Source organism: Microcoleus sp. CAWBG27 (assembly GCF_020883145.1).
GTDB lineage: Bacteria > Cyanobacteriota > Cyanobacteriia > Cyanobacteriales > Microcoleaceae > Microcoleus.
In genome coordinates, this window is the sequence record NZ_JAHREU010000061.1 from 24,243 (window position 1) to 36,321 (window position 12,079).

The 12,079-nt window shown below is 44.8% G+C and carries 11 protein-coding genes; 5 read left to right on the forward strand and 6 right to left on the reverse strand.

Going from position 1 to position 12,079, the window contains the following annotated elements:
* Positions 1-190: 190 nt before the first annotated feature.
* A complete protein-coding gene (locus QZ938_RS25815) occupies positions 191-322 on the reverse strand; it encodes a hypothetical protein (protein ID WP_293365654.1) in 132 nt (43 codons plus the stop codon).
* 194 nt (positions 323-516) lie between these two features.
* On the opposite strand from QZ938_RS25815, the gene QZ938_RS25820 reads away from it, so the two are divergent.
* Complete coding sequence (locus tag QZ938_RS25820) at positions 517-1,152, forward strand: tetratricopeptide repeat protein (RefSeq protein ID WP_293155128.1); 636 nt, start codon at positions 517-519, stop codon at positions 1,150-1,152.
* 27 nt (positions 1,153-1,179) lie between these two features.
* Here QZ938_RS25820 and QZ938_RS25825 read toward each other — a convergent pair whose 3' ends face one another.
* Entirely contained in the window at positions 1,180-1,782 is a 603-nt protein-coding gene (locus QZ938_RS25825; protein ID WP_293354212.1) for a transposase DNA-binding-containing protein, read from the reverse strand.
* Positions 1,783-1,936: 154 nt separating this feature from the next.
* Here QZ938_RS25825 and QZ938_RS25830 point away from each other — a divergent pair, with 154 nt between their 5' ends.
* Together QZ938_RS25830 and QZ938_RS25835 are read left to right on the forward strand one after the other, a co-directional pair.
* Positions 1,937-2,101 (forward strand): hypothetical protein, encoded by a 165-nt coding sequence (locus QZ938_RS25830; RefSeq protein WP_293155122.1) that lies wholly within the window; start codon positions 1,937-1,939, stop codon positions 2,099-2,101.
* A 263-nt stretch (positions 2,102-2,364) separates the two neighbouring features.
* Complete coding sequence (locus QZ938_RS25835) at positions 2,365-5,373, forward strand: EAL domain-containing protein (protein WP_293354228.1); 3,009 nt, start codon at positions 2,365-2,367, stop codon at positions 5,371-5,373.
* Positions 5,374-5,423: 50 nt separating this feature from the next.
* Here QZ938_RS25835 and QZ938_RS25840 read toward each other — a convergent pair whose 3' ends face one another.
* Positions 5,424-5,582 (reverse strand): hypothetical protein, encoded by a 159-nt coding sequence (locus tag QZ938_RS25840; RefSeq protein WP_293354210.1) that lies wholly within the window; start codon positions 5,580-5,582, stop codon positions 5,424-5,426.
* 83 nt (positions 5,583-5,665) lie between these two features.
* Between QZ938_RS25840 and QZ938_RS25845 the strand changes: the two genes are divergently transcribed.
* Complete coding sequence (locus QZ938_RS25845) at positions 5,666-6,403, forward strand: Uma2 family endonuclease (protein ID WP_293354207.1); 738 nt, start codon at positions 5,666-5,668, stop codon at positions 6,401-6,403.
* A 37-nt stretch (positions 6,404-6,440) separates the two neighbouring features.
* On the opposite strand, the gene QZ938_RS25850 is transcribed toward QZ938_RS25845, so the two are convergent.
* From QZ938_RS25850 to QZ938_RS25860, 3 genes are read right to left on the reverse strand one after another with little or no spacing between them, the layout of a single operon-like run.
* A complete protein-coding gene (locus tag QZ938_RS25850; RefSeq protein ID WP_293354205.1) occupies positions 6,441-7,898 on the reverse strand; it encodes a DUF1802 family protein in 1,458 nt (485 codons plus the stop codon).
* 42 nt (positions 7,899-7,940) lie between these two features.
* A complete protein-coding gene (locus QZ938_RS25855) occupies positions 7,941-9,872 on the reverse strand; it encodes a P-loop NTPase fold protein (RefSeq protein ID WP_293354203.1) in 1,932 nt (643 codons plus the stop codon).
* Between the two features lie 48 nt (positions 9,873-9,920).
* The gene (locus QZ938_RS25860; protein WP_293354201.1) at positions 9,921-10,643 is read right to left on the reverse strand and encodes a hypothetical protein; all 723 of its coding nucleotides are present in this window, start codon (positions 10,641-10,643) and stop codon (positions 9,921-9,923) included.
* 546 nt (positions 10,644-11,189) lie between these two features.
* Between QZ938_RS25860 and QZ938_RS25865 the strand changes: the two genes are divergently transcribed.
* On the forward strand, positions 11,190-11,669 hold the full coding sequence (locus QZ938_RS25865) for a rhodanese-like domain-containing protein (RefSeq protein ID WP_293354199.1): 480 nt from the start codon (positions 11,190-11,192) through the stop codon (positions 11,667-11,669).
* Positions 11,670-12,079: the final 410 nt, after the last annotated feature.

Genomic DNA, 12,079 nt, shown 5'->3' on the forward strand with positions numbered 1-12,079 from the left:
CATCCAATTGATTGAGAGAAACCCGGCGGTTTAAACCGCGTCTACACAGACAAAACCCATGCCAAGCGGGTTGAAGATTCCATCCAATTGATTGAGAGAAACCCGGCGGTTTAAACCGCGTCTACAAAAACCAAACCCATGCCAAGCGGGTTGAAGATTCCATCCAATTGATTGAGAGAAACCCGGCGGTTTAAACCGCGTCTACAAAAACCAAACCCATGCCAAGCGGGTTGAAGATTCCATCCAATTGATTGAGAGAAACCCGGCGGTTTAAACCGCGTCTACAAAAACCAAACCCGCCTCCGCGGGTTGAAGATTCCATCCAACGATTTTCCATCTCCAAATACCCTCTTCGTCGGCGTCCGGCGGACATCGTTTGTATAGCTGCGGTTTCCAACCGCCGGAGCCTCCACAATCAACCCGCAATCAATCCGTTACATCCCGCACATTGCTCGCGGCCGAACTTGCCTTCCCCCCACAAACAATGTAAAATATCCCAAAAATGGGTTGTGCAAAATGAACCAAAAACGCGACGAAGCCTATCTCAATCTGATTCAATCCCTCCTCAACTCCCCAGAAGACGAACAAATCGCCCTCCTAAAACAGAATCTAGAATTATTAGACGATAATTTTGCCCGATATCTGCGCGAGTGGGCAACTCAAACTTTCGCAGCAATGGAGTCAGAGGAAGCTATAAAATTTATTATTCCTATATTTAGTTTTAGTAACTTAATTCAACAGTTTCCTCTCGGCAGCAAAAGCAGTAACATGGAAATTGCCATTGCAGGTTATGAGATGGCGCTGCAAGTTTTTAACAGAGATAGTTATGCCGAAAATTGGGCTGTTATTCAAAATAATTTAGCAAATGTTTACAGAAACAGAATCAAGTTCGATCGAGGAGAGAATATCGAACGGACGATCGAATGTTATGAAGCTGCTTTACAAGTTCGCACCCGCGATGCTTTGCCCCTAGATTGGGCGACGACTCAAAATAATTTAGCAATTTCTTACAGCCGTAGAATCAAGTTCGATCGAGGAGAGAATATCGAAAAGGCGATCGAATGTTATCAAGCTGCTTTACAAGCTTGCGGTTCGACCAATTCCATCTCTTCTTTAAGATGGTTCGATGAAGACTCTAAACATCTGTTTTGAGTAGCTCGAATCAAAAAATCTGCTCTCTCACGGTTCGCAGAGGCCTTCCAAGTCATAAAACTCGGCTTCTCGGTCAGCAATTGTGACTACTTGTTGTGAATCAGGGATGATAGATAATGTATTTTTTAAAGCATCAAGCCATCTTTGACTCTCTTTTTCTTCAGTTGATTTTTGAGAACATTCAGCAGCTTTACCTAGATATTTTGGCTCTCTTGCCCAGACATATTGGTCGATAATGCCTAATGGTAGCCCCTCTGTTGTTGCTGCCTCCTTTGAATGTACTTTCAATCCATGAGCATATTTATTATCAAGATATCCGACTCCTTTGACTGCTTCATGCGTAGTATAATTTAATTCCGTTGTATCCTGTATTGCTAAGATAATTTGATAATTTTTAATTCTTGAAAGCGTCGCATCTATGTGTCCTTTCCTAAGCTGAGCTGGTTTGATATATGGTGAATCCCAGAAATCGTAAGTAGTCTTAGTTTCTGCCCACGTTCCACTAGCTTCTGGGACGCTAGATTCTGGTTTATTGCTCAAATTAGAAACAATTTTCATGAATCTATTTGTCCTTCTTGCGTCTCCCAATTCAGTTTTTTCTAATTCTTCCCTTACCCATTGATTGATCATTTTAACCTCATTCCTGGGCGATCGCCCGATCGTTTAACATCACAGATGTTGATTTTTGTCAACTTTATTGTTAACAAAGATGTTTATAAAGCATAGCTTCTTAAGGGGGATGCGAGGGGGATCTCCGGGCATAAATAGTGTTAAGTAAACCGTATTGCACTATAATCGCTTCGATAAGCGTGCGGGTATTTCAACTCCCGAAATTTTGCAGCAGCAAGCGATCGACAAATGGAACGGTCAGTTTCCGACAGTAATGGGGAGCAACGAGGCTCTACCCTTGATTAATACGCCCGGTCAATCTGCGACTCCTGGTAAATAAGTTGCTGCACATCCTGATTGACGGAGCGCTCCCCAGAGGGTGAGAGGGGTAGAGGGGGAGAGGAATTGAGGGTTTTTCACTGCGGGAGTGAAGGTGCGCTTTGTGTAAATGCCGATACAGCAAGCGCAGAAAATACAACTAACAACTAAGGTGAAATCTCGCTTAGTTAAAGGCAAAGATGCAATCTACGTTCGCGAGTCCTGAAAAACGTTAAAGTAAGAAGCAACTCGGAAATTGCAAAGGTTTGCTTGAAAGTTTGGCTGATGGGAAATCGGGATAACCAGTCAATTTATAATTTAGATGAAGTGGGGGACGTAGCCGATCGCGATACGGCTTCTGAAGCACTGTGGCTTCGCGATCGAGCTTTGGCTGCTACTACCAGCGGTATTATCATTGCTGACGCCAATGCACCGGACTGTCCCATAATTTATTGCAATCCAGCATTTGAAAGGATCACAGGCTACTGCGCCGGTGAAGTCTTGGGGCGCAACTGCCGATTTTTGCAGGGCCCGGATACCGATCGGACTACAGTAGCTAAAATCCGCGAAGCCTTGCGCGAAGGCATAGCATTGCAGGTAACAATCAAAAATTATCGCAAAGACGGTACTCCTTTTTGGAACAAATTGTCCCTATCTCCCGTGCGAGACGGCAGCGGTAATTTGACTCACTTCGTCGGAACTCAGTCCGACTTATCCGAACGCATCGAAGTGCAGGAAGCTTTGCAGCAAGCAAACGACCAACTGCAAACGATTTTGGAAGCAGTTCCGGGCATAGTATCTTGGATTAGCTCGGATTTGCGCTATTTGGGCGTCAACCACCACTTAGCTAAACTGCACGGTTTGTCGCCGTCGGCCTTTGTTGGTCAGGATATCGGTTTTCTGGGCGCTAGCTTGGATTTTTACTCTTTTGTGGTGGATTTTTTTGCCGGCGACGCTACGGAAGCGGTTAAAGAACTCAGCGCTAAGGTGAAAACGGAGGGCGGAGAGTCGGCGGGATATTATTTGATTGTGGCTCAAAAGTACGATCGGGGGAATGCAGCTTGTCTGGTAGGGATTGACATTACCGAGCGCAAGCGGGCAGAAGAAGCTCTGGTGCTGACTCGCAAGGCGGTGGAAAGTTCGAGCGACGCGATCGGTATCAGCGATGCTTCGGGGACTCACATCTATCAAAATCCAGCCTTTTCTCAGCTATTTGAATGGGAAACCGCACAGGAATTTAAACTCGCTGGAGGTATACCGGCAGTTTTTGCTGACTCATCCGTCGCCTCGGAGATCCTCGACACGATCGCCCGGGGTTATTCTTGGTCTGGTGAAGTTACCAACCGCACTAAAAGCGGCCAAATTTTGCAAGTGCTGCTGCGGGCCGATGCGATTAAAGACCCTACAGGGAAAATTGTCGGTCTGATTTACATGAATACCGACATTACCGATCGCAAGCGCACGGAACAAGAACTGCGACAAAGCGAAAAGCGTTTTAGATCGCTGATTGAAAATGCCAGAGACATTATTGTAATTCTCGACGACAAAGGCTTTTGCCGCTATGTCTCTCCTTCCCTAGAGCGGATTCTGGGCTACCCGACGGCGGAAGTCCTCGGCCGGTCTGTGTTTGAGTTGATTCACCCCGATGAATTGCCGATGGTGGATCAAGTGTTCAAAGGTGTCATCCAAATGCCGAGAGTTGGGCTGGGATTGGCGGAATACCGGGTGCGGCACAAACAGGGTTTCTGGTGCGTGTTGGAAGCGGTGGCGACGAATTTGCTCTCTGAACCTTCGGTGCGGGGAATTGTCGTCAACTGTCACGACGTGACTGAACGCAAGGCGGCTGAAGACCAATTGTTGCACGATGCTTTGCACGACGCGCTGACGGAGTTGCCGAACCGTGCTTTGTTGACTGACAGGTTGGGTCAAGCTTTTGCCCGCGTCAAACGGCATCCGAACTATCAATTTGCGGTGCTGTTTCTCGATTTGGACAGGTTTAAGGTGATTAATGACAGCCAGGGACACCGCACGGGCGATCGGCTGTTGGTGGCTGTGGGCCGCCGTCTGTTGACTTGTCTGCGCCCCGGAGATACGGTGGCACGTCTGGGGGGAGATGAGTTTGTGATTTTGCTGGAAGAAATTCAAGGTGTGGATGAAGCCATCGCCCAAGCAAAGGGAATTCTGAAGGCGATCGAACGACCGCTATATTTAGAAGGTCATAAAGTTTTAATTACGGCTAGCATCGGCATTGCTATGAGTACCGACAAATATCAGTGGCCTGGAGATATTTTGCGCGATGCTGATATTGCGATGTACCGGGCAAAAGCTCTCGGTAAAGCTCGTTACGAAGTGTTTACGAGTGCAATGCACACTCGGGCTGTGGCTTTGATGCACTTAGAAAACGATTTGCGGCAGTCGATTGAAGAACTGAATTTGACATATTCGATTGTGGATTTCCCAGGTGGGGTGGCGGGGGAAAACTCGCCTGTATGTGAAATTGACTGGAAGTTGGAGCGTACAAAATCACAATTGGCTCCTCTTAAATTGGAATGTCCTTTTACTGTTTATTATCAGCCGATAGTTTGTTTGAAAAGCGGCTCGACGATCGGATTTGAGGCGCTGGTGCGCTGGCTGCACCCGGAACGCGGTTTAGTTTCCCCGATGGAATTTATTGCGATGGCGGAGGAAACTGGGTTAATTATGCCCTTAGGTTTGTGGGTTTTGAACGAAAGCTGCCGCCAAATTATTGAGTGGCAGAGTTTGAATTTGCCTGTGGGAAATTCGCCGCTGACAGTAGCAGTCAATCTTTCGGGGAGGCAGTTTTCGGAACCAGAGTCGATCGAGCAAATCAAGCAAGTGTTGCAGGAAACGGGTGTTGATGCTCGCTGTTTGAAGCTGGAGATTACCGAGACTGTGGTGATGGAAGATGGGGAAGCCGCCGCGGCGATGCTTTCGCAGTTGAGGGAGTTGGGAATCGCGCTGTGCATTGATGATTTTGGCACGGGTTATTCGTCTCTGAGTTATTTGCACAAATTCCCGATTAATATTTTGAAAGTCGATCGCTCTTTTGTCAGTCGCATCGGGGAAGCGGGCGAAAATTTGGAAATCGTGCGGGCGATCGTCATGCTGGCGCGCAGCCTGGGGATGGAGGTAGTAGCAGAAGGTGTCGAAACCGCCGTGCAATTGGCTCAACTGCGGGCGATCGGCTGCGAGTACGGTCAGGGGTACTTTTTCTCTAGACCTCTCAGCAGTGAGGCTGCTACGGCCTTATTGAGGCGATCGCCCAAATGGTAATCCGATCTATAGCAGTTGACAGTTGACAGTTGACAGTTGACAGTTAATAGTTACACCTTTGTGGTGGTTGCTATACAATAAGAATTATTAGGAATTGCGATCGATTGACCGTTATTTCCGTAGGGGCGGGTTCGCCAAGATATGTAATAAAAACCAGAAATCTCGTAAACCCGCCCTGCCCAACGTATCACCTGCGATCGACCGGACATGATATGACGCACCCTACAAACAAATTAGAGTGTATCAGTTGCGAATTCCTAAACTATATAAAAATCAACTCATACCAAAACCCATGTCTCAATCAATCACCCCAGTTTTAGAAGAAAAAGAAGTTGATACTTCACCCACATTAACCTTTGAAGAATACCGAGTTTATCAAGGAGATCCTGATGTACAATACGAACTGTACAAAGGCAAATTAATACCAATGGCAACGGCTAGCGCATTACATACAAGCATCTGCGAATATTGGGTTTACAAACTACAGCGCTATCTCGCTGAACACAATCTTGATTTAGTAGTAAAAACTTCTGTAGGAGTCAGAACAGAAGATGCTACATCCCGCATTCCCGATGTAGTTGTCTGCACTCAAAGTTTGTGGGAACAAGCTCTTGCAAGACCCGGTTCCGGCATCCTTGGCTTTGATGAAACGCCGTTATTAGTAATAGAAGTGGTGAGCCAAGATCGGCGGGTCGATTATATAACTAAACGAGTAGAGTACAACTTAGCTAATGTGCCAGAATATGTGATTGTCGATCCAGCACAAAACAGGCAGCGGGTGCGAGTTATGTCATTTCTCGAAGGTGATGACATTTATGAAGAGGTAAATTACTTGCCGGGAGAAGAAATGGTATCTGTAGTATTTCCCAATCTGAGATTATCAGTGGATGAAATACTTTGTCCGCCATTAGTTGAAGGGTTGATTAAGGAAGAACAAGCGCGATTACAGCAACTACAAATAGTCGAACAACGCGCTGAAAGATTGGCGGCGAGGTTGCGGGAGTTGAATATAGATCCTGATTCTGTTTAGCAAATTGGCTCTATCAGGTGAAGCTATCCCGCGTATCTCAATCCTCTAGCAACAAGTCGCGCAGGAAATAAAAGCGATCGCTCCGCCAATTCTCTCCTTTAATTCGTCCCAAGTAACCCGTAAGTGGTGAGGAAAGTTCTATTAAAATTTCGTGCATTTCTTCATGCCCCAATTGCTTAGGTGGATTGGGATTAGCATAATATGCGCCATGAAGAGCATCAACTCCAGTATTTTTAACACCTGGGATTTCTAGACGATTTTTCACGAGTTCGATTAAGCGCGATCGCAAGTTAATTTCTTGTTCGACTTGCTGAATATATTTAGCAACTTCATCATCAGATTGACCCGGTTTTAAGTATTCTTTCAGTTTAAATAAATCCACCGAGTTAGGATAGTTGCTTTGAAGTTTAACCAGTTTTTCTAGCGTCTCAGGGTTCATAATCGCCATACCGTGTAATTGTGCTGCATCCTTAAGTTGCGGGGTAGGTTCACCAGGGCCAATAATCAGCTTAGTGACTCTTCTGAGTAATGCTGGATCTCTCAGGCGTAGGGTTCCCAAATTCAGCAATTGAACTGCTGTATCATTAGGGATTTTTTTACCAGCTTTGCACTCGCCAACCAGAGGGTAAGGTTTTGAGCAGAATAAATCTAAGCCGCCAGCACCGCCTTTGTGAGCGTAATCTATTGTAAATCCCAAAAACTCAAGGCTATCGCGCACTACATTTTCAAAGTCGGTTCCTGCTTGATAATTGCTAATACTTGTATCTAGTTCTTTGGTGCGATTTCCCAAAGCTGCTATAGTTTTTATCCAAGCTAAATCAGGCTGGATTGGTTTTACAAGCTTCTCGCTACTCCAACCGAGAAATATTTTGATTTGGGCGTCTAGCTGTTTGGCTTTTGGGTTAGTAGTGGATAAATGCACTAATGCACTTTGCAACTCTTCCAATTCTGGATGTTCCGGAGGCTCTAGTTTTTCCAACTTTTGACGGCGTTTAGCAAAGATATTATCGCTCAACACAGGTGAAGAATCAGTAACATTTAGAGACTTTGGCAAAGATACAAAATTCCCGCTAGATTGCACTGGCATTTCAAATGGCTGAGGCAGCAAATAAACCCGCAGGTAAGCTACAAAAATAAAAGGACGCTGCTGGAGAATTTGCTGTAATGCCTCTGTTTTCCAGACTGTTAACTGCGACAAAGCTTCCAAGGATTCTGGATTATCCAGTGGTTTGCATAATTCGCACCTAGCCCAAGCTTTGATCGAAACTCGATCGGAATTTAACTGAGCAAGTGCCTTTTGAGCAACGGGCAAAAAATGCGATCTATACTGTCGATCGTAAGGTAAATTAGCTGAAACATTGCCAGGATAGAGTGCATATTGTTCTCCCTGATTAAACATTCGCCAAACTATTGCTGCAATCGTTCGCCCTTGGATTAAAGCTTCTACGTCTGGGGCAGGCAAACGGATAGCTTTGTCAATGTTGACTAGCGACATGAGAGTATTTGTGACAATATGAAGTGGATAGTTTGTGAAGTCTTAATTAAACTCTCTGATTAAATTCTCGCACGCCTGATCTAATTGTTCTGAATCAGATAAATCATCCATAATAGACTCCGCTACAGCTACGGGTTCATCTTCAATCAGATCGGTAGGAACCTGATAGGACGGATCGCTAAGAATCTCTGTAAGCAAGGGGTTGCTAGCCCCTAGCATTTTCTCAGCACCTTTTTCTGCAATAAAATTGAAAATTTCCTCCTCACTCACTCCATAATCTACTTCGCGCTTCTGATGAACAGATCGAATAGCTAACAGTGGTTTAATTTCTTCTTCTTTCAGTTCTACGTACTCTCCACCTTGCTGTTTAATGAGCGGGACAAGATACTGTTGCTCTAGGTATGAAGTAATTCTTCTACTCTTGGAACGAACCAAACAACCGCGAGTCAAATTAAAAGTTTCGTAATCATTTAACCTTCTTAAACCCGCTCCTAACCCTCTGCCACCAGCATATTGAAGCACTGCCACTCCAATGCTTACATCTGTTCCGTTGTCTTTGCCAATTACCTTGAAATTGATGTAATCATCTTTGCGTCCGCGGTGCGTAACTCTATCTGTGGCTGACTGAATTGTTACCCTTTCGACCGTTTGACCTATCAAACTCTGAAATCCAAATAAAATAGCATCAGCAAGCAGATAATTATCTTCTAAAGAATTTCCTACATCTTCTTCTAGCTCTTTGATGAAAGCAAGTTCAACAGGATTAGAAATATCTGCATCTTGATTGTTATCAGTAGGATTCAAAACAGGAGGCTTACAATGATCTTTGCACCACTTTAAAACCTCTCTAACAGTGGGTCTTCCTTGACCGAGTTCGCTGAGTTGAATTTGAGTGAACGGATAAATTGGCTCAGGAGGAATTAAGTTTTGATTTTGATAATATTTGTCTAACCAAAAGCCAACCAAGTTAACAATTGATTGTCCATCCATGTATTTCAAGTCTATCGGATTTCCATAAGCAGAAACCTTGTTAAACACTCCACCCGGTAGCTGCCTGATTTTATCGCTCCATTGAGCAGGCATCATTACACTTAGTATCAAACCCCGGTTGAGATTTTGGAACAAATCTTTTATGAAGCTAGCAACGATTTGGCTGATGTGTAAGCCACTAATATCGTCGTAGGCGCCAGGAGTGTCTAATTCATCAAAGCAAATTACAAGTTCGTTGTACTGACTGATCAAATCTAAGATTTGCAAAACCGCCTCAAAAGATTGGCATTGACTCGGCAATTCCAATTCATTAGCTTTGTATTGAGCAAGCTCTTGACCCTCTAACCATTTGATTGCATAAAGTGATTGCTCCTCGGAGAGTGTCCATAAAATTGCCTTGACAATATCAGGATCGTTAACACTTTTCGCTTGCAGAAATGCTCTTGTTAGTTCATTAACCCACCTCTTTGTTTGCCTTGATGTACCATTATTAAATTTTTCCAGAAATTCTTGAGTAGAAAAAACCCGAGCGTTTGATTGAGCAATCTGTAAAGCATTGTTAGCCATTGCCGTTGCTAGTTCTTGCCATTGTCTCACCCCACCTCTGCCAATTTTTCCCAGGCTCTCAGCCAATATTCGCTGAAAGCTTTGCTTAATTTGACCGATGTTACCGTATTTATTAGCGTAGACAAACAAGCCCCCGCCATGCTGCTGTAGGCGATGGCGGATGCGGCTAATAATGTGAGTTTTTCCGGTTCCATCCTGAGCAGTTATCGCGATCGAAGTTGTCGGGTATTGACCGGCACGAATTTGATCGAGTGCATGAAATACGGCATCAGAGGCGTGAGCATTGATTGTTTCAACATCAAAGAATTCGTTTCCCCAAACATCGCTCGCATTGAGAAAAGGAGGTTTAGCAAATGGATTTTGACTTAAAAGAGCGGCGTTTAGGTCTTCAAAGGAAGAAAAAGAAGAATTACTCATGGTTTTTTGTGTGAGGTTAACGAATTTACCAAAGGATTTAGGTCAATTTTAGGAATTTAGGCGTTTGACATAGTAACGGAGTACGCCGAGTGCAGTTTTTATGGAATCTTCGGCTTTATCGATCGTGATATCTGTCATTTCACCCCCGATTAGCTGGAAAATGTCGTTAGCTTGCATTTCCAACAGCCACTCATTGAATTGCGATCGCCCAACTCTTTCCCCGATCGCCCGCCGCATCCGATAAATCGGCACTAAATCGTCTAAGTTATAATCCCGGTTCAAGCTGTCGTACACATCCAACGCCACAGCCTTAAACTCTTCATAGGATGCGATCGCCCCTGCATCCTTCTTCCCCGTCTCCACAGCAACACTCGCCGCACCATCCTGATGCCGAATCCACTTCAGCAGAGCATTTCCCAGCCGAGTACCGATTTGAGAACCATCAAACTCAAACAGAGAATCCCGACTTTTCAAGCCCTGCGCTAAAACCTCTTTCCCCTTCGCGCTCAACTCCACCCGCGTCACCCGATTTACCAGCGAATACTCGATCGCCCCGGATTCCTGCAACTGCGCGAGCACTTCCAGATACTTCTGACTCGTCTCATTAGTACGCACAATCCGCTTAGTCAAATCCCCCTTTTTAACCGGAATCTGACCGCCACCCAAATCCCACAAATTCAGCAATACCCGAACTTTCGCCTTCGCATCCCAAACCGCTTGCTCTTCCGGTGTCAAAGTTTTAGACACAGCAATTTCATTTTGCTCAGACATATGTATACCTTTAAATCCCTATTGTTAGTATCAAATCTTACCAGAAATTTTGCTAAAAAACATCTCAACTTCTCAGCAAAATAGCGCGCGAGACCGCGCACAACCCATGCAAACTTCATTTAAAAATAATTGGCATTGACTAAAATTTGATTATTTGATACAATAAGTGGTTGGACGATCGATCGCACTTCAAAATATCTACAGTCAATAAGAGCGATCGAACATTTCAATCAAAACAATCGGAATCAACGCCACTTACCAGAAAGAATTGGTTGAAAGCCCCAAGCCCGGAAAAAATTAAAATCAGACGATTGATTACTCTAATTCTCTTCATGCCAGGTAGAGGTCGCTGTCTATTTTCAACTGTCAACTGTCAACTAAAAACCTAGCAACCTCAACAAATATAGCGCTCCCAACCGCAGTCAACTAGCAGCAATTCACCTTAAGTGTGACTTTAGTTCGATCCCCACTTCAGCCTTTAGAAAGACGAATTCAACCGAAATATCTTGTTACATTGCGATCGAAGCATAGAAGAGAATTTTACCCATGAAAACTATTCCAGACCAAATTGCAGACATCAAAGAAAAACTGCCAGATTTCACTCCCACCCCTCCCGGTTTAAAAGCTCAAGTATCCAGCCACGACCTCAAAGCCCGCTTAGATTGGGGCGAACCCGGACTGACAATCATTGACGCCCGCGATTTTGAAAGCTTCGACAAAAGCCGCATTACCGGCGCCGCACCAATGCCAATGGACGAATTAGTAGAGCGAGCAAAAGCCAGCCTAGAGCCAATTCGCGACATCTACATCTACGGCGAAACCGACGAACAAACTGCTGAAGCAGCCAATCTTCTACGCGCAGCCGGCTTTAGAAAAGTAGCCGAATTAAAAGGCGGAATTCCTGCTTGGAAAGCCATCGACGGCCCCATCGACGGCGCTCTAGAACACGATAATCCCGGCCCCGACGCCTACAACGTTTTCGCTCGCCTGCAACATCACGCCAAAGCCCAGAAAATTAACAAATAATCTCAGATTCGCGGCACAATTAGCTAAAAAAATCTGACACTTAAAAAACCCGGCATCACAAAATTTACCGGGTTTCTCAATGACAAACCCCAAAAAATAGGTTCGTAGTGAGGACTTCAGTCCGCATCAAAATCAGAGGACTGAAGTCCTCACTACAAACCCAGAAAATAGGTTCGTAGTGAGGACTTCAGTCCGCATCTCTCATGACTAGGACTTCAGTCCGCATAAAAATTTGATTGCTTATATTATCTTTCTCTTATTTTTCCTTCCTCCCGTCCAAATACTGACACTTAAAAAACCCGGCATCACAAAATTTACCGGGTTTCTCAATGACAAACCCCAAAAAATAGGTTCGTAGTGAGGACTTCAGTCCGCATCAAAATCAGAGGACTGAAGTCCTCACTACAAAC